This is a genomic window from Microvirga sp. 17 mud 1-3 (assembly GCF_003151255.1).
Lineage (GTDB): Bacteria > Pseudomonadota > Alphaproteobacteria > Rhizobiales > Beijerinckiaceae > Microvirga.
The window spans coordinates 46,003-62,719 of sequence record NZ_CP029481.1 but is presented as its reverse complement, the minus strand read 5'-3'; the positions used below and the strand labels follow the sequence as shown (position 1 = coordinate 62,719).

Annotated in this window: 20 protein-coding genes and 1 tRNA gene; 7 read left to right on the top strand and 14 right to left on the bottom strand. The window is 66.8% G+C overall.

Annotated elements, in window-relative coordinates:
* Positions 1–38 precede the first annotated feature (38 nt).
* Positions 39–1,229, top strand: coding sequence for a winged helix-turn-helix domain-containing protein (locus C4E04_RS00335; RefSeq protein WP_109600611.1), 1,191 nt, complete (start codon positions 39–41; stop codon positions 1,227–1,229).
* A 94-nt stretch (positions 1,230–1,323) separates the two neighbouring features.
* Here the strand turns inward: C4E04_RS00335 and leuD are convergent, their stop codons facing one another.
* Positions 1,324–1,926 carry a 3-isopropylmalate dehydratase small subunit gene (gene leuD, locus C4E04_RS00330; protein WP_109593863.1) on the bottom strand — a complete coding sequence of 201 codons (603 nt, stop codon included), beginning with the start codon at positions 1,924–1,926 and terminating at the stop codon, positions 1,324–1,326.
* A gap of 404 nt (positions 1,927–2,330) precedes the next feature.
* Between leuD and C4E04_RS21060 the strand changes: the two genes are divergently transcribed.
* A complete protein-coding gene (locus C4E04_RS21060) occupies positions 2,331–2,489 on the top strand; it encodes a DUF5993 family protein (protein ID WP_174219239.1) in 159 nt (52 codons plus the stop codon).
* A 10-nt stretch (positions 2,490–2,499) separates the two neighbouring features.
* Positions 2,500–3,048: a disulfide bond formation protein B gene (locus C4E04_RS00320; protein ID WP_109593858.1), complete on the top strand. Its 549-nt coding sequence runs from the start codon at positions 2,500–2,502 to the stop codon at positions 3,046–3,048.
* Between the two features lie 24 nt (positions 3,049–3,072).
* Here the strand turns inward: C4E04_RS00320 and C4E04_RS00315 are convergent, their stop codons facing one another.
* From C4E04_RS00315 to C4E04_RS00305, 3 genes are read right to left on the bottom strand one after another with little or no spacing between them, the layout of a single operon-like run.
* A complete protein-coding gene (locus C4E04_RS00315; protein ID WP_109593856.1) occupies positions 3,073–3,885 on the bottom strand; it encodes a YdcF family protein in 813 nt (270 codons plus the stop codon).
* 26 nt (positions 3,886–3,911) lie between these two features.
* Positions 3,912–4,325: a metallopeptidase family protein gene (locus C4E04_RS00310; RefSeq protein ID WP_109593854.1), complete on the bottom strand. Its 414-nt coding sequence runs from the start codon at positions 4,323–4,325 to the stop codon at positions 3,912–3,914.
* A 10-nt stretch (positions 4,326–4,335) separates the two neighbouring features.
* Positions 4,336–4,593, bottom strand: coding sequence for a hypothetical protein (locus C4E04_RS00305; protein ID WP_109593852.1), 258 nt, complete (start codon positions 4,591–4,593; stop codon positions 4,336–4,338).
* Positions 4,594–4,705: 112 nt separating this feature from the next.
* Between C4E04_RS00305 and C4E04_RS00300 the strand changes: the two genes are divergently transcribed.
* Positions 4,706–5,005, top strand: a complete 300-nt coding sequence (locus tag C4E04_RS00300; protein ID WP_109593850.1) for a hypothetical protein — start codon at positions 4,706–4,708, stop codon at positions 5,003–5,005.
* Between the two features lie 72 nt (positions 5,006–5,077).
* Here the strand turns inward: C4E04_RS00300 and leuC are convergent, their stop codons facing one another.
* The 3 genes from leuC to C4E04_RS00285 form a co-directional block, all read right to left on the bottom strand.
* The gene (leuC, locus tag C4E04_RS00295; RefSeq protein ID WP_109593848.1) at positions 5,078–6,484 is read right to left on the bottom strand and encodes a 3-isopropylmalate dehydratase large subunit; all 1,407 of its coding nucleotides are present in this window, start codon (positions 6,482–6,484) and stop codon (positions 5,078–5,080) included.
* A 226-nt stretch (positions 6,485–6,710) separates the two neighbouring features.
* The gene (rplS, locus tag C4E04_RS00290) at positions 6,711–7,109 is read right to left on the bottom strand and encodes a 50S ribosomal protein L19 (protein WP_109593846.1); all 399 of its coding nucleotides are present in this window, start codon (positions 7,107–7,109) and stop codon (positions 6,711–6,713) included.
* Positions 7,110–7,199: 90 nt separating this feature from the next.
* Entirely contained in the window at positions 7,200–7,922 is a 723-nt protein-coding gene (locus C4E04_RS00285) for a helix-turn-helix domain-containing protein (protein ID WP_109593843.1), read from the bottom strand.
* 122 nt (positions 7,923–8,044) lie between these two features.
* Here C4E04_RS00285 and C4E04_RS00280 point away from each other — a divergent pair, with 122 nt between their 5' ends.
* Positions 8,045–8,995 carry a PLP-dependent cysteine synthase family protein gene (locus C4E04_RS00280; protein ID WP_109593842.1) on the top strand — a complete coding sequence of 317 codons (951 nt, stop codon included), beginning with the start codon at positions 8,045–8,047 and terminating at the stop codon, positions 8,993–8,995.
* Between the two features lie 9 nt (positions 8,996–9,004).
* Here the strand turns inward: C4E04_RS00280 and trmD are convergent, their stop codons facing one another.
* The 6 genes from trmD to C4E04_RS00250 all read right to left on the bottom strand — a co-directional run bounded on the left by trmD (position 9,005) and on the right by C4E04_RS00250 (position 14,138).
* A complete protein-coding gene (trmD, locus tag C4E04_RS00275; protein WP_245416370.1) occupies positions 9,005–9,649 on the bottom strand; it encodes a tRNA (guanosine(37)-N1)-methyltransferase TrmD in 645 nt (214 codons plus the stop codon).
* 35 nt (positions 9,650–9,684) lie between these two features.
* Positions 9,685–10,395: a ribosome maturation factor RimM gene (rimM, locus tag C4E04_RS00270; protein WP_109593838.1), complete on the bottom strand. Its 711-nt coding sequence runs from the start codon at positions 10,393–10,395 to the stop codon at positions 9,685–9,687.
* A gap of 5 nt (positions 10,396–10,400) precedes the next feature.
* Positions 10,401–10,760: a 30S ribosomal protein S16 gene (gene rpsP, locus C4E04_RS00265; RefSeq protein ID WP_109593836.1), complete on the bottom strand. Its 360-nt coding sequence runs from the start codon at positions 10,758–10,760 to the stop codon at positions 10,401–10,403.
* 159 nt (positions 10,761–10,919) lie between these two features.
* A complete protein-coding gene (ffh, locus tag C4E04_RS00260) occupies positions 10,920–12,476 on the bottom strand; it encodes a signal recognition particle protein (RefSeq protein WP_109593834.1) in 1,557 nt (518 codons plus the stop codon).
* A 2-nt stretch (positions 12,477–12,478) separates the two neighbouring features.
* Positions 12,479–12,694, bottom strand: a complete 216-nt coding sequence (locus tag C4E04_RS00255; RefSeq protein WP_109593832.1) for a glutathione S-transferase — start codon at positions 12,692–12,694, stop codon at positions 12,479–12,481.
* A gap of 154 nt (positions 12,695–12,848) precedes the next feature.
* Positions 12,849–14,138, bottom strand: coding sequence for an NAD(P)/FAD-dependent oxidoreductase (locus C4E04_RS00250; RefSeq protein ID WP_245416179.1), 1,290 nt, complete (start codon positions 14,136–14,138; stop codon positions 12,849–12,851).
* A gap of 119 nt (positions 14,139–14,257) precedes the next feature.
* Here C4E04_RS00250 and C4E04_RS00245 point away from each other — a divergent pair, with 119 nt between their 5' ends.
* Positions 14,258–14,989 (top strand): sulfate transporter family protein, encoded by a 732-nt coding sequence (locus tag C4E04_RS00245; RefSeq protein ID WP_109593828.1) that lies wholly within the window; start codon positions 14,258–14,260, stop codon positions 14,987–14,989.
* Here C4E04_RS00245 and C4E04_RS00240 read toward each other — a convergent pair.
* A complete protein-coding gene (locus C4E04_RS00240; RefSeq protein WP_109593826.1) occupies positions 14,921–16,021 on the bottom strand; it encodes a complex I NDUFA9 subunit family protein in 1,101 nt (366 codons plus the stop codon). The genes C4E04_RS00245 and C4E04_RS00240 overlap by 69 nt on opposite strands.
* A 206-nt stretch (positions 16,022–16,227) precedes the next feature.
* Here C4E04_RS00240 and C4E04_RS00235 point away from each other — a divergent pair.
* Positions 16,228–16,312 (top strand) — tRNA-Leu (locus C4E04_RS00235).
* Positions 16,313–16,717 lie beyond the last annotated feature (405 nt).

The window sequence follows — 16,717 nt, the reverse complement described above, 5'->3', positions numbered from 1 at the left end:
GTTCGGGCTAGCTGGGCGAAGTTCTGCAAATGTTCACGATGCCCCGGACACGCCTCACCCTCGCCCAGGCCCGCCGGATCGCGCTGGCCGCCCAAGGTTTCGCAGAGGCCCGCCCCGATGCGGCCACCTCCCGCCACCTGAATCGCACCCTCGGCCGCTCGCATCTGCTCCAGATCGATTCGGTCAATGTGCTGGTGCGCGCCCATTACATGCCGCTCTTCTCCCGCCTCGGCGCCTACGACCGGGACCTTCTGGAAAAGACCGCCTATCACCGCCGGAAGCGCAACACCTTCGAGTATTGGGGCCACGAGGCCTCCCTGATCCGCCTCGATCTGCATCCCCTGTTCCGCTGGCGCATGGCGCGGGCCGCGCGGGGCGAGGGCATCTATGGCGGGATCGCCCGGTTCGGACACGAGAAGCGCGCCTTCATCGAGGAGGTGCGGCGGGAGATCGAGGCCCGAGGCCCCATCGGGGCGGGCGAATTGTCCATCGGCGGCAAGGGAGAGGGCTCCTGGTGGGGCTGGAGCGACGGCAAGCGGGCGCTCGAATGGCTGTTCTGGGCCGGCGAGGTCACGACCGCCACCCGGCGCGGCTTCGAACGCCTCTACGACCTGCCGGAGCGGGTGCTGCCTTCCCCGATCCTGGATATGCCGACCCCACCTGAGGACGAGGCGCAGCGGGAATTGCTGCGCCTGTCGATCCGGGCGCTCGGCATCGCCAGCGAGCGCTGCCTGCGGGACTATTTCCGCCTCGAGGCGGCGGACGCAAAGGCGCGCATTCCCGAACTGGTCGAAGCAGGCGACCTCATCCCCGTCACCGTGGAGGGCTGGAACGGCCCGGTCTATCTCGACCCGCAGGCGCGCCTGCCGCGAAAGGTGGAGGTGCGGGCCCTGGTCTCGCCCTTCGACCCCATCGTCTGGGAGCGCACGCGCACGGAGCGCCTGTTCGATTTCCGCTATCGGATCGAGATCTACACGCCCGCCGAAAAGCGGGAATTCGGCTATTACTGCCTGCCCTTCCTGCTCGGCGAGCGCATCGTGGCGCGGCTCGACCTGAAGGCGGACCGTGCCGCGGGCCGGCTCGTGGTGCACTCGGTCCATCCAGAGGACGGAATCCACCCGGACGAGATCGCCGCGCCCTTAAGCGCGGAGCTGCGCCTGATGGCGGAATGGCTCGGCCTGACCGGCATCATCGCCCCGAAGGACTGGGCGCGGCGCCTGAACCTGTAAGGCAGGGCGAAGGAGCCCTTGGGGCTTTCATGGAAAGAAAACCAGACCCCGGAACGGTTCCGGAGTCCGCGGAAGAGGGAAAGGCGGGCCCGGCTTAGGCCCAGGCGCGCTGGCTGAGCTTCTGCTCGAAGGTGTCGATGGTTCCGGCCTTCTCCATGGTCAGGCCGATGCCATCGAGTCCATTGAGCAGGCAGTGCTTGCGGAACGGGTCGATGTCGAACTTGACCGTGCCGCCGTCGGGACCGCGGATCTCCTGGTTCGCCAGGTCGACCGTGAGCGTCGCATTGGCGCCGCGCTCCGCATCGTCGAAGAGCTTCTCCAGATCCTCGGGGCTCACGACGATCGGCAGAATGCCGTTCTGGAAGCAGTTATTGTAGAAGATGTCCGCGAAGCTCGTGGAGATGACGCAGCGGATCCCGAAATCGAGCAGGGCCCAGGGCGCATGCTCGCGGGAGGAGCCGCAGCCGAAATTGTCGCCCGCCACCAGGATCTGCGCATTGCGGTAGGCCGGCTGGTTGAGCACGAAATCCGGGTTTTCGGACCCGTCTTCGCGATAGCGCATCTCGGAGAAGAGGCCCTTGCCAAGCCCCGTGCGCTTGATCGTCTTCAGGTACTGCTTGGGGATGATCATGTCGGTGTCGACATTGATGATCCGCAGCGGCGCCGCGACGCTTTCCAGCACAGTGAACTTGTCCATCGTGGTCCCATCCTTCGCGCGGCAGATCCGCCGTTGGAGCCTCATACCAAAGGCGCCGCCACAGGACTAGACCCAACACGGTCGCGCCCCTGGCATGACAGGCTCGAGAAAAGCGGGCGATGCCTTTTCCTCTCCCTCAAGGAAAGATCGCGCAACTGCGATGTGGCACGCCGCGCTTCCCCTCCCCCTTGTGGGGAGGGTCAGGGTGGGGGTGTGAGCGCAGGACTGAATCCAGGTCGGCGCTCACACCCCCCTCTCCAACTCTCCCCCACAAGGAGGGAGAGGGCACGTCGGCGCCTCCCGCGCCCGCCCGGGATCCTTCGGAGAGGAGAGCAATGGTGTGCTTCCCGCATCCTTCCGTTAAGGAATATATGCTAGGTCCAGGGGGGCTGACGGGGCAGGTCATGGATCAGGCGGTTCTCTTTCTTCTTTTCGCACTGGCGATGCTGGCGGGCTGGTTCGGGCACAGGAGCCTTGCGCTCGCCCTGTTCGGCCTGTCGTTCGTCTTGAGCGTCGCGGATTATTTCCACCACGCCACCGACGCGCTCCCGCTCTCCTTCTGAGGTCATCGAGATGCTGACGCCGCGCCTTGCCATGACGCTCAATGCCCTCGGCCTCTATGCCATCGCGGCAATCCTGGCGGTTGCCTTCGCGATGCAGTTCTGGCTCCACGAGCTGCCCTGCCCCTTGTGCCTGCTGCAGCGGGTCGCCTTCGCGGCCCTGGCCGTGGGGCCGATCCTCAACCTGCGCTTCGGCCCGCGCCCCAGCCATTACGCCCTGTCCCTGCTCGCGGCCCTTCTGGGCGCCGGCATTGCCATGCGGCAGATCCTCCTGCACATCATGCCGGGCGATCCCGGCTACGGCTCGGCGCTCCTCGGCCTTCACTATTACAGCTGGGCCTTCGTCTGCTTCGCGGCCGCTCTCCTGCTCACCGCCGCGATGCTCCTCTCGGACCGGCAGTTCAAGGAGACGATCGAGACACCGCGCCTCGGCGCCTTCGGCACCACGGCGGTGTTCCTCGTCATCGCGCTCACCCTCGCGAACGTGGCCGGCACCTTCGTGGAATGCGGCCCGAATGTCTGCCCGGACGATCCGGTGAGCTATCGGCTGCTCTCACCTTGAGAGCGAACCTGATCCTGACAAGCATCAAGCCTCGGCAATCGGAACTCTCGCCCGAGTATCGAAGCGCTGTCCGAGGCTTTCTCTTAAAAAGGCATAGGCTTCCTCTACATCTTCGGGGATGTCGACCGCCGCGATAAAGCCCCTTCCCTTGGGACCATAGCCTGACGCATCGTTCCGAAGGCGCGGAACTTCGCCTAACACGAGGGAGATGAAGCGCTCTAAGGGCCAGAGACCGGCTGCTCCAGAGTTCTCAAACATCAGGCCATCACCCCGATGACACAGACTAGGCGTGAAGGTCGGCCAGTTCACGAACGAGATGTCATCCCTGTCATTCCAGACATTACGGAACGTTGCATCTGTTCGGCGCTGCATGGTTGGGTCTTGAACTAGCAGGATCGTCTTTGGATCCTGATCCAATTGCTCAAGCACCTTCCGGGAGCAGGAAGCGTTTTCACCACAATTGGTTGATGCGTCATCGATGAGAATGCGGGCCGGATCGAGGCCCCAATGGTTCGTGGCGATATCACGGAGAATATGCGCTTCGGGTCGTCCGATCGTAGGGACCGTCCGATACACGGGATGCTCAGCCACGACTTGCCAAAGCAACTCCGTTGAATGACCGACGCCACCCGAAATCAGGAGCCTAGGGCTTCGACCGCTTCGCACTAAGCCGAAGGCTCCTTCGGCTGTCTTAAGAACGCTGTTTCCGGCAAGGATAATGCAGTCGAAATGTGCCTTAGAGTTTCCGCCGGACAGATCGTCGAGCGCCAGAAACGCGGCGATCTGATTGAGCGCCCTTGCGACCTGCGTCATGGGCAAGTCCTTATCGGTCTTCATCCTTTACCACCCTTTGAGCTGCCTTCTCATCCGGCCGCCGCCTCGATGGCTTCCATGTCGTCGTCCGAGAGGCCGAAATGGTGGCCGATCTCGTGCACAAGCACATGGGTGACGAGGTCGCCCAGGCTTTCCTCGTGCTCGGCCCAGTAATCGAGGATCGGGCGGCGATAGAGCCAGACCATGTTGGGGAATTGTCCGGTCTCCATGACAGCGTTCCCCTGCGCGAGGCCGATGCCGCGGAACAGGCCGAGCAGATCGAAAGGACTTTCGCATTCCATCTCTCGCAGGGTCTCGTCATCGGGAAAATCCTCGATGCGGATCACCACGCCCTTGCAGAGCTGCCGGAATGCCTCGGGCAGGCGCTCATAGGCCTCGTGTGCGAGCGCCTCGAAATCCGCGATGGAGGGAGCATGGAGAGAGGCGAGGGGATGCGTTGTCATCGTCGGGCGTTCAGAGAAGGCGCAGCTGCACGGCGAGCCAATAGGCGAGGACGATAACGCCGACAACCGATAGGGAGCGCCCGATGCGGCGGCCCCAGAGCTCGACGGGATCGGTGCCGCCGCCCTCCGCCTCGCCGATGGCGTCGCGGCCGCCGAAATGGTCCGCCATGCGCCGGCTCGCGCGTCCGAGCGAGGACGTGCCGAGGGTCTCCGAATCGCGGGCGACCCGGTCGAGGATCTCGCGGGATTCGTCCTTCCTGTCTGCCATGGAGCCCTCCTGAAGCCACTCCCGGCTTGCTTTCGCAGGCCGACGCAAGGGAACGTGTTGCCAAGCCTGGCGTTGACCGTCCCGACTATCGTTTAGCAGAGATGAGGTTCTCATGCGTCAATTTCTCGGAATCCTGGCGGCAGCCGGGCTGGTGGTTCTCGGCCCGGGCGTCGCCTCGGCTCAGGACATGAATCTGCGTGTTGGCCCCGGTGGCGTAAGCATCGAGCGCGAGCATCATCGCCCCGCCTATCGCGAACGCGTCATCGAACGGCGTGTGGTCGAGCGTCCTGCCCGGTCGCGTACTGTGTGCCGCACGGTCGTTCGCGAGCATGTGCGCCCCAACGGCGTGGTCGTCCGTCGCCCGGCAGAGGTCTGCCGTCAGGTCGTCGGACGGCGAGGCTATGTGGACTGAGTTCTTACGGCCCAAACACGAAAAAGGCGGCAACCCGCGAGGATTGCCGCCTTTTTCTTGAGGAATTGAAGATCAGCCCCAGCTGCGGATGTCCACGAACCGTCCGGCGATCGCGGCCGCGGCCGCCATGGCGGGCGAGACGAGGTGCGTGCGGCCCTTGAAGCCCTGGCGGCCCTCGAAGTTGCGGTTCGACGTGGAGGCGCAGCGCTCCTGCGGCGCAAGGCGGTCCGCGTTCATGGCGAGGCACATGGAGCAGCCGGGCTCGCGCCAGTCAAAGCCGGCGGCCTTGAAGATCTTGTCGAGGCCCTCGGCCTCGGCCTGCATCTTCACGATGCCGGAGCCCGGGACGATCATGGCGTTGACGCTCTCGGCGACGCGCTTGCCCTCAACGATCGCCGCGACGGCCCGCAGGTCCTCGATGCGGCCGTTGGTGCAGGAGCCGATGAAAACGCGGTCGAGGGTGATGTCGGTGATCTTCTGCCCCGGCTTGAGGCCCATATAATCGAGGGCCCGCCACTTGGAGCGGCGCTTGTTCTCGTCCTGGATCTCATCCGGGTTCGGCACCGCGCCCGTGACCGAGATCACGTCCTCAGGGCTCGTGCCCCAGGTCACGATGGGCGGCAGGTTGGCGGCATCGAGGCGGATTTCCGTGTCGAAGAACGCGCCCTCGTCCGAGCGCAGGGTGTCCCAGTAGCGCAGAGCCGCATCCCAGGCCTCGCCCTTCGGAGACTTGGGCCGGTCCTTCAGATACGCATAAGTCTTCTCGTCGGGTGCCACCATGCCGGCGCGGGCGCCGCCCTCGATGGACATGTTGCACACGGTCATCCGGCCTTCCATGGACAGGGACCGGATCGCCTCGCCGGCATATTCGATCACGTGGCCGGTGCCGCCGGCGGTGCCGATCTCGCCGATGATGGCCAGGATGATGTCCTTCGCGGTGACGCCGGCGGGCAATTGCCCGTCCACCGTCACGCGCATATTCTTGGCCTTCTTCTGGATCAGCGTCTGGGTGGCGAGCACGTGCTCCACCTCCGAGGTGCCGATGCCGTGGGCGAGGGCTCCGAAGGCCCCATGGGTCGAGGTGTGGCTGTCGCCGCACACGATGGTCATGCCCGGCAGGGTGAAGCCCTGCTCCGGCCCCACCACGTGCACGATGCCCTGGCGGGTGTCGCGCTCGTCGTAATATTCGACGCCGAATTCCTTCGCGTTCAGGGCGAGCGTCTCCACCTGCGTGGCGGATTCCGGATCGTCGATGCCCTTGGACCGGTCCGTGGTCGGCACGTTATGGTCCACCACCGCCAGGGTCTTGGCGGGCTGGCGCACCTGACGGCCGGCCATGCGCAGGCCCTCGAAGGCCTGCGGGCTCGTCACCTCATGGACCAGGTGGCGGTCGATGTAGAGAAGGCACGTCCCGTCGTCCTGCCGGTCGACGACGTGGTCGTCGAAAATCTTGTCGTAGAGGGTACGGGGTGTGGCCATGGTGTCTCGATCCAACGAACGTCAAAAAAGGCAGTTGGGTGTTTAGCCGGTCTCGGGAAGGACGAAAAGGCGTCCTACGAGCGCACGGGATTGAAATCAATGCATAGCGGGCAGGCCGCGCGGCGCAACAAAATTTTTCGCGCTTGGAGCAGCCAGGGCGCCATATGCAAAAAGCGCGGCCTTTCGAACCGCGCTTTCTCGAAATCGGCCTTGCGGCGAAAGGGTTTTACTCGGCAGCGGCCGGAGTGGCGCCCTTCTGCCCCTTGTCCTGGCGGTCGGTGCGCTCGGCGATACGGGCCGACTTACCGCGACGGTCGCGCAGGTAGTAGAGCTTGGCGCGGCGGACGGCGCCGCGACGCACGACTTTGATGGAATCGATCATGGGCGAATAGATCGGGAAGACGCGCTCGACGCCCTCACCGTAGGAAATCTTGCGGACCGTGAAGCTCTCGTTGAGGCCGCCACCCGAACGGGCGATGCAGACGCCTTCGTAGGCCTGAACGCGGGAGCGCTCGCCTTCCTTCACCTTCACGTTGACGATCACGGTATCGCCGGGCTGGAAGTCCGGGATGGTCTTGCCGAGCTTGGCAATCTGCTCTTGTTCGAGCTGCTGGATGAGGTTCATGTCTTACTCCTGCCGTTGCCTGATCCTGGAAGTCCCAAGGGCGTCCAGGTCAGCGGGATTTCGGCGTCCTGTTTTCAGTTGAGGCGCGCCCTATACAGGAATTTCGCCCCCCTGTCGAGCGGTGTGCCTGGCAGGAAGCTGGCTCTCCGACCGCGCGGGGCGCACCTCGGCGAACAGGTAGCGCGCGAACCAGGTCGGAAAGGCGCTGGCAAGCGCCTTCGGCCCTTCTAAGGCCAAGCCCATGCGCCGGGCCTCCGCGAACGTGACGTCCCCCCGCCACCAGGCCGCCAGGGCGGGAAGCCGGGCCCGGACCCGCAGCGGCTCCGGAAAGCCCGGGTTCTGCGTGCAGAGCGAAACCTCCGTGCCTTTCAGCAGCATGAAACGCGGCACCCGCTGCCCTTCGATCTCGAAGCGCACGACGATCGGCTCCGCAGGGAGAGCCTCGGACCGGACCCGCCGCTGCATGTCGACTAGCAGGGGCTCCAGATCGAGATCCTCGTCCTCGGCCCGTCGGGGCAGCCACCGCTGGCCCCAGTTTCCCAGGGCACTCACGACCGACATGAGATCCTGCCCGGCTTCCGTCAGGGCGTATTCAGGACCGTGCGGGCCTTCCGTCCGGACAACGGCCCCTATGGATACGAGCTCCTGCAGGCGCTCCGAGAGCATGGTGCGGGAAATGCGGGGAATACCCCGGCGGATGTCGTTGAAGCGCCGGCTCCCGCAGAGGAGCTCGCGCACGATCAAAAGGGTCCAGCGCCCTCCGATGGCCTCGTGGGCGCGCGCTACGGCACAGAATTGACCATGACCCGTCATGAGGCAGCGCTAGCACGGCCGACCCGACGGGAGAAGTCCGGATTCCGGACCTGACAGGCGCGCGGCCCGGTTCTAACGAAGGGCAGAAAGGGGCCCTGCCCCGGCTAACCGAGACCGGCACCATGAGCAAAACGCAGACCATTCTGGACGGGATCGGCAACACCTCCCTGATCGCCCTGCGCAATATCGTGCCGGCGAACGGCGCCCGCATCCTGCTGAAGATGGAGAACGAGAACCCCACCGGCAGCATGAAGGACCGGATGGCGCTCGCCATGATCGAGGCCGCGGAGGCGGACGGGCGCCTGAAGCCGGGAGGCTCGGTGGTGGAATATACCGGCGGCAGCACGGGCGTGTCCCTCTCGCTGGTCTGCGCCGTGAAGGGGTACCCGCTCGACATCGTGACTTCGGACGCCTTCGCCCAGGAGAAGCTCGACCATATGAGGCTCCTGGGGGCGGAGCTTCACATCGTGAGAAGCGACAGCGGCCGCATGACCGAGAAGCTGACCAAGGACATGATCGAGGAAGCCCGGATCATCGCGGCCGCGAAGGGCTCCTTCTGGACCGACCAGATGAAGAACCGGGACCAGCTCGCGGCCTATCACAGGATGGCGGACGAGATCCGGGATCAGACGCAGGGCCGGATCGACGGCTTCGTGCAATGCGTCGGAACGGCGGCCTCCCTTCGCGGAATCGCCGAAGGCCTTCGCCGTCACGATGGACGGATTCGGATCACGGCCGTGGAGCCCGCCGAATCCGCCGTGCTCTCGGGCGGGCCATCGGGCGCGCACAAGATCGACGGGATCGGCGCCGGCTACGTGGTGCCCCTGTGGCAGGAGGCGGTCGCCGACCGGATGGAGCGCGTCTCCACCGAGGAGGCCATGGCCATGGCGTTCCGGCTGGCGCGGGAAGAAGGCCTGTTCGCCGGGACCTCGACGGGCGCCAACGTGATCGCGGCCCTGCGGCTTGCGGAGGATCTCGGGCCCGATGCCACCATCGTCACGATCATGTGCGACACCGGCATGAAATATCTGAAGACCTTCGGGGCCAAGCTCGAACGGGAGGCCGTCGCTTGAGGCGAAGGGCTACCGGTCCAGCAGGTCCGGCCGCCGTTCCCGCGTGATCCGCTCCGCCTCCGCCCGTCGCCACCTGTCGATGGCCGCATGGTTGCCGTTGAGCAGGACCTCGGGGATCGCCCGCCCCTCCCATTCCCGGGGCCGGGTATATTGCGGGTATTCGAGGAGATTGCCCTCGAAGCTCTCCTCGTGGCCCGAGGCCTCCTTGCCCATGACGCCGGGCAGGAGCCGCACGCAGGCGTCGAGCAGGACGAGGGCCGCGATCTCGCCGCCCGAGAGCACGTAATCGCCGATGGAGACTTCCTCCAGTCCCCTCCCCTCGATCACCCGCTCGTCGACGCCCTCGAACCGCCCGCAGACGATCACGGCGCCCGGACCGGCCGCAAGATCGCGTACCCGTGCCTGCGTCAGGGGCCGGCCGCGGGGGCTCATGAGCAGCTTCGGGCGGGGATCGTCCGGCGCCACGGCCGCATCGAGAGCCGCCGCCATCACGTCACAGCGCAGCACCATGCCGACGCCGCCGCCGGCCGGCGTGTCGTCCACGTTGCGGTGGCGGCCGAGGCCGTGGTCGCGGATGTTGCGCGCTTCCAGCGACCAGACGCCCCGCGCCAAAGCATCGCCGGATAGCGACAGGCCGAGAGGCCCCGGGAACATCTCAGGGTAGAGGGTCAGGATGGTCGCCGAAAAGGTCACGCTTCGTCCTTGGGCTCCGGCCGTGCCGGCGCGAAGAAATCCTCCGGCAGGGCCGCGACGATGCGCCGGCCCGGAATGTCGACCGCCGGCACGAAAGCCTTGGTGAAGGGCAGCAATGCGGTGGCGCCCGTCCCGGCTGATCGGATGTCGAGAAGATCGCCGCCGCCGTAATTGGGCACGTCGACGACGGTGCCGATCTGCGCTCCGGCCTCGTCCACGACGTCAAGGCCGATGAGATCGGCGAGAAGAAACTCGTCTTCCTCCTCGGGAGGAGGAAGTTTTGCGCGCTCTACGAAGAGCGGAACGCGGTTCAGGGCCTCGGCGGCCTCGCGGGAGGTCACGCCCTTGACCTGCGCGATCAGCATGTCGGGCGCTCCGCCGCCGACCGGGCGGACTTTTTCAATGGAGATGCTCCGGCCCTGGGCCGTGAGCAGCGGGCCGTAACCGGCAATGGCCGCCGGATCGCCCGTGAAGGATTTCAGCCGCACCTCGCCCTTGAGGCCGTGGGCACGGCCGAACTCGCCGACGAGGACGAGGTCGTCTCTGGCAGGCGCCGACCTGCTCTCCTCCCCCTTGTGGGGAGGAGGTGGAGGCGGGGGTGTCAGCGCACCCTTGGATCGGTTTGCGCTGGCACCCCCACCCCTGCCCCTCCCCACAGGGGGGAGGGGTGAAGTGGAGCGCTGGTTGAAGCGCTCCTTCTTCGTCATGGTGCTTACGCAGCCTCGCCTTCGCCGGCCGCAGAAGCGGCGGCCTTGGCCTCGGCGCGCTCCTGGGCCTTCTTGCCCGGGACGGCCTTCTGCGGGTTGTTGCGCGGCGAACGCTTCAGGAGGCCGGCGGCATCGAGGAAGCGCAGGACGCGGTCGGTCGGCTGGGCGCCCTTGGCGAGCCAGGCCTGGACCTTCTCGGTCTCGAGGACCACGCGACCGGCGTCGTCCTTCGGCTTCATCGGATCGTAGGTGCCGACCTTCTCGATGAAGCGGCCATCGCGCGGGGAGCGCGAGTCGGCCACGACGATGCGGTAGTACGGGCGCTTCTTCGCGCCAGCGCGGGTCAGACGGATCTTGAGGGACATGTTGTTTCTCCTGTCAGTGTCCTTCGATCAAACCTTCTCCCCGTCATTCCCGCGAAGGCGGGAACCCATCACCGCTGACGGCGCCGGATCGGCAACCGGCAGTGGTGATGAATCCCGGGTGCCGCTGCGCGGCCCCGGATGACGGCGAAATTCAAAAATTCACTTCTTCTTGCCTCCGAACGGGAAGCCACCCATCCCCGGAAGACCGGGGATCTTGGGCCCGCCGAGGCCGGGAAGGCCCGGGATGCCCTTGGGCATCGGCGGCAGGCCGCCTGCGCCGCCCGGGAATTCGGGCAGCTTGCCGCCCATCTGCTTCTGCAGGGCCTCGATCTGCTCCGGGGTCGGCTGGGGCATGCCGCCCATTCCGCCGCCCAAGCCGAACATCTTGCCGAGCGCGCCCGCCATGCCCTTGCCCTTGCCGCCGCCCATCATCTTCATGACGTCGGCCATCTGGCGGTGCATCTTGAGCAGCTTGTTGATGTCCTCGACCTTCATGCCGGAGCCGGCCGCGATGCGCTTCTTGCGCGAGGCCTTGAGAATGTCCGGGTTACGGCGCTCGGCCGGGGTCATGGAATCGATGATGGCGCGCTGGCGCTTGATGACCTTGTCGTCGAGATTGGCGTTCTCGAGCTGGGACTTCATCTTGGCGATGCCCGGCAGCATGCCGAGCATCCCGCCGATGCCGCCGATCTTCTCCATCTGGGCGAGCTGGTCGCGCAGGTCTTCCAGGTCGAACTTGCCCTTGCGCATCTTCTGCGCCAGGGCCATCGCCTTTTCCTGGTCGATATTCTCGGCCGCCTTCTCGACCAGGGAGACGATGTCGCCCATGCCGAGGATGCGGTTGGCGACGCGCGAGGGGTGGAACTCCTCCAGCGCATCGACCTTCTCGCCCGTGCCGACGAGCTTGATCGGCTTGCCCGTGACGGCACGCATGGACAGGGCCGCGCCGCCGCGGGCGTCACCGTCCATACGCGTGAGGACGATGCCCGTGACGCCGAGGCGCTGGTCGAAGGCGCGGGCGGTGTTGACCGCGTCCTGACCCGTTAGGGCATCCGCCACGAGGAGCACCTCGTGCGGGTTCGTGGCCGCCTTCACGTCGGCGGCCTCGGTCATCAGGGCCTCGTCCACCGTGACGCGGCCGGCGGTGTCGAGCATGACCACGTCGTAGCCGCCGAGGCGGGCCGCCTCCATGGCGCGCCGCGCGATCTGCACGGCCGACTGGCCGGCCACGATCGGCAGGGTATCGACGCCGACCTGCTTGCCGAGCACCGCGAGCTGTTCCATGGCTGCCGGGCGGCGGGTGTCGAGGGAGGCGAGCAGCACCTTGCGCTTGTCGCGATCGGTGAGGCGCTTGGCGATCTTGGCCGTGGTGGTGGTCTTGCCCGAGCCCTGGAGACCGACCATCAGGATGCCGACCGGCGGGGCCGCGTTGAGATCGACGACCTCAGCCTCGGCGCCCAGCATCTCGACGAGCTGGTCATGGACGATCTTGACCACCTGCTGGCCGGGCGAAACCGACTTGATGACCTCGGCGCCGACCGCACGGGCCCGCACCTTGTCCGTGAAGGAGCGCACGACCTCGAGGGCGACGTCGGCCTCGAGCAAGGCCCGGCGCACCTCGCGCAGGGCGGCGTTCACATCCTCCTCGGTCAGCGCGCCGCGGCGCGTGAGCCCGTTGAGGATCGAGGAGAGCTTGTCGGAAAGGCCTTCGAACATGGTCAATCAATTCCTTTTGCGATGAGAGGTACATCGCGCTCGGCAAGGGCCTTTTCAAAGTGGTCGACGGCCGCGGCGAACTTGTCGCGGCAGCCCGGGTTGCAGAAGCCGACGACCGCTCCGCGGTAACGGGTGAGCGAATCCGCCGCGATCGGCTTTCCCGACCACGGGCAGGTCTCGTTGATCGCGTCTTCGATGCGCAAGGCGTCGTCCGACATCCGTCACCCTTCATGCCGAAGCCCAAATGAGAACGCGCCCGAGGGCGCATCGCGCTGTCGGGCGTTGACCTCCAGCCTCTCGGGCTGGTCGGCGGCTCATAAGGGCTCGCTCTACAGATTTGAGGTCAGCACGTAAGGGTGAAACGGCACAAAGTCAAGAAAATGCCGGATCAGACCCCTTAGGCCCAAGGTAGGCCGCGATCTCGGAGGCAGCCCGCTCGCCCTCCTCCCAGGCGCCGCCGACCGTGCCCCACTGGGCCCGAGACAGGGCCTCCCCGGCGAACCAGACCCGGTCCGCCACCGGCGCCTTGAGCCGATCGCGGATCGCCACGAGGCCTGGCGGCACGACCGCCCAGGAAGCGCCCGAAAAAGGATCGTGCCGCCAGGCGGTGCTGCGGCAGACCTGCAGGGTGCGGATCGCCCGGTGGCCGAACTGGTCGGCAAGCACCGCGCGGGCGTAGCGGCCCGGGGCGTCGGGATCGCGCCCGTCGAAGCGGGACGCGGTCGGCAGGTCCAATTCGAAGAAGTGGAACGGCGTGCCGTCGATCCGGGTCAGGAGGCCCGGCGGCTCCTCGCGCCCGCCGAGCAGCATTGCCAGGCGGTCGGGGCCGTGGAAGGGCGCATCGGGCCAGTGCAGGATCACGTGCTCGTATACGCCCGGCACGAAGCCGTGGATCGCCTCACGGACTGGAATGGGCAGTCCGGGCGTGAAGCGCAGGCCCTCCCGCTGCAGCACGGCCATGGGCAGGGTCACGATGGCTGCCCGGGCGCGCAGGGAGCCGGCGTCGGTCTCGACCCGGACGCCCTTGCCTGACCAGTCGAGGACGCGCGCCGCGATGCCGAGGCGCACCGGCACGGGCCGGGCCAGCCGCGCCACATAGGCGCCCAGGCCGCCGGCCATAAAGAAATTGTCCGCATAATCCATGTCCGGCACGTCGTGCAGGCTCACCTCGTCGAAGGGCCGTCCGGAGACGAGGCCCTCGACGGTGAGGACGCGGCGCCCGAAGGGCCCGAGGGGCGGTAGCGCCCGCGCGGCCGCCTGGTCCTCTTCCCGGCGCATGGCCCGGCCGATGGCCGCATCGGCCTGCGCGAAGGTGCGGATCAAGGAGGCGCTCTCGCGCGGCGTCGCGAACCGCCTGCCGATCACGAGGTGGCGCTCCCCCGGCGCCTGCCGCAGGGGCTCGCCCCGCGCCCGGGCGAGGCGGACCAGAGGATTGATCGGGCCGTTATGGAGCCAATGGGCGCCGAGATCGACCGGATGCCCTTTGAGCGCAACGGTCGCGGCGCGCCCGCCGACGCGCCGGCGCGCATCGAGCACGGCCACTCTCAGCCCGGCCGCAAGAAGGCGCCGTGCGGCCGCGATCCCGGCCGACCCGGCCCCCAGGACCACGACATCGACCTCTCCGGACGGCTCCTTCGGCATCGGCGCGCTGGATAACGGCATCGGACCCTCCGCCCCTCGTCTTGCGGAGGGAGCGTTCATAAGTAAAGTCCGCCCCGCCTTTCAGGAGAGTTCATGACCGCCCCGTCCGTTGCCCGCCCGCCGCGCGAGAAGATTGTCTCATGCTGATCTCGTCCATCCTCGCGGCGGCCCGCGATGTGTTCTCAAAGCCGCTCAGGCGTATCCTGTGGAAATCCCTGGCGCTGACGGTCGTGCTGCTCGCCCTCGCCTGGGCGGGCCTGACGCATCTGATCGGCCTCTTCCTCCAGGGGCATCCCTTGAGCGCCGATTATCCGATCGTCGACGGCATCGCGTCCTTCCTGGCGGGTGCCGGCATCTTCATCGGGCTCGCCTATCTCCTGCCACCGGTCTCGGCAATCGTGGCGGGCTATTTTCTGGACGACGTGGCCGAGACAGTGGAGGCCCGCCATTACCCGGCCGACCGACCGGGCCGGGCCCTGCCCTTCGGTCAGGCGCTGCTCTACGGCCTGCGCTTCGCGGGCCTGTCGCTCCTCGTCAACCTCATCGCGCTGCTGCTGTTCTTCATCCCGGGCCCGAATATCATCGTGTTCTTCGCCGCCAACGCCTATCTGTTCGGCCGCGAATATTTCGAGCTCGCGGCGGGGCGCTTCTGGCCGCAGGAGGAGGTGGCGCGGCTGCGCACGGGCAACCGGCTGACGGTGCTGGCGGGCGGCGGCGTGCTCGCCGCCCTGGTCCTGGTCCCAGTGGTGAACCTCTTCATCCCGATCTTCGGCGCCGCGATGATGGTCCACCTGCACAAGGGCCTAATGGCCCGCCGTGTCGCCGCGGGACACGGGCCCGAGCGTCTGGACGCCCGGGGCAGGCCCCTTTGATTCCTCGCGCATGAGGTCCGGCGCCGGGGACGGCACGGTGTTGCGCTGCAGGTCGAACTGGCCGGTCTTGCGGAAGCGCACGAGATAGGACGGCACGATGGCCTCGCAGGAATCCGGCAGGATGCCGAGGCCTTCCAGGGTGCGCCCCTCGCGTTTTGCAGCCTCTGAAACCACATTGTCGGTCTCAAGCATGATGGCCTGGTCCCGGGTCATCACGAAAGCGTCGGGCAGGAGGCCCAAGGACAGGGTATCCAGGAAGCCGAGGACGGAGCCCTGCATCCGCGCCACCGGGGTCGGCAGGGACACAATGAGGCGCCGCCGCTCCGTCACGTCGAGGACGAACTGCACCAGCTCGCGGAAGGTGCGGATTTCCGGGCCGCCGCATTCATAGACGCGGCCCTGCTCCACCTTGCCCTCCACGGCGCGGGCGATGGCCTCCGCCACGTCGGCCGCATAGACCGGCTGCATCCGGGTCTCGGCGCCGGCGAGCGGCAGCACGGGCAGCATGCGGGCGAGCGCCGCGAAGCGGTTGAAGAAGCTGTCGCCGGGTCCGAACATCAGGGACGGCCGCAGGACGATCGCGTCCGGACGGGCCCGGAACAGGCCCGCCTCGCCGGCCGCCTTGGAGCGCGCATAGGCGGATTCGGAGGACGAATCGGCCCCAATGGCCGAGACGTGGATGAGGGTGGCCCGGGGCGGCGCGAGCTCGGCGATGAGGCGCGGCCCCTCGGCCTGCAGGTCGTCGAAGCGCTGGCGGCCGCTCTCCTTGAGGATGCCCACCAGGTTGATCACGTGGTCCGCCCCGGCGACCGCATGGGCGACCGAATCCCGGTTGCGCAGATTAGCCTGGACCGCGTGGATCTGCCCGACCATGCCCTGCGGCAGGAAGTTCGCCCGGTTGGGCAGGCGGGTCGCAATCCGGATGCGATAGCCGCGCTTGGCGAGCGCGCTCACCACATAGCGCCCCAGGAAGCCCGAGCCGCCGAAAACCGTCACGAGCTGCTGCGCGGGCGTACGAATCGGGCCGATCATGAAAACCTCCTGTCCTCATGGACCTGGCAGGGGGCCGGCAGCGGCGGAAGCCCGGCCGCCGGCCCTTTCGTGTGAAACCTGCCACGTCTCTAGTCAAAGCCCGCACCCCTGTGAAGGGGCGCGGAACGGCGGAATGAAAAAAGGATCGCTTTGGGCGATTGACGCGCCGCCCGCATGGCCTTAAACGGAGCTCGCCGTTAAGGCATGCCCAGGTGGCGGAATTGGTAGACGCACTGCTTTCAGGTAGCAGCGGGTAACACCGTGGAGGTTCGAGTCCTCTCCTGGGCACCATCCCTTCCCTAAGGGATTGATGCACAAAAAATTCCAGCAAAATCAATAAGTTCAGGCTAGCCGAATGGTCCAGTGGGACCTTTCGATGTCGCGTCTTCGGAAGCATCTCAAGACTGAGATTGCCTGACCCCGCAAAAGCGCTCCGGCCTTCAGGCTATGGCAACCTCGGATCCAAGCCCAGTCCTCAGGCGCGTAACGGCGTAGCGGGAAAACCTCAGGGCGCAGGTCGACCTGGAGGCTCAACGGAGGCGCTGAGTGTGGCGATCACCGTGCCCATGAGCTTCTGTGCCGGGACGAAGGCCAGATCCCTGCGTGAGAACAACGGCCGCGTCGTCGACTGTCCAGGATCACTACCCGCACAATCGCGCAGCCTCAAAGGCAGGCCCTGCCCTTTGCGCGGCCTGT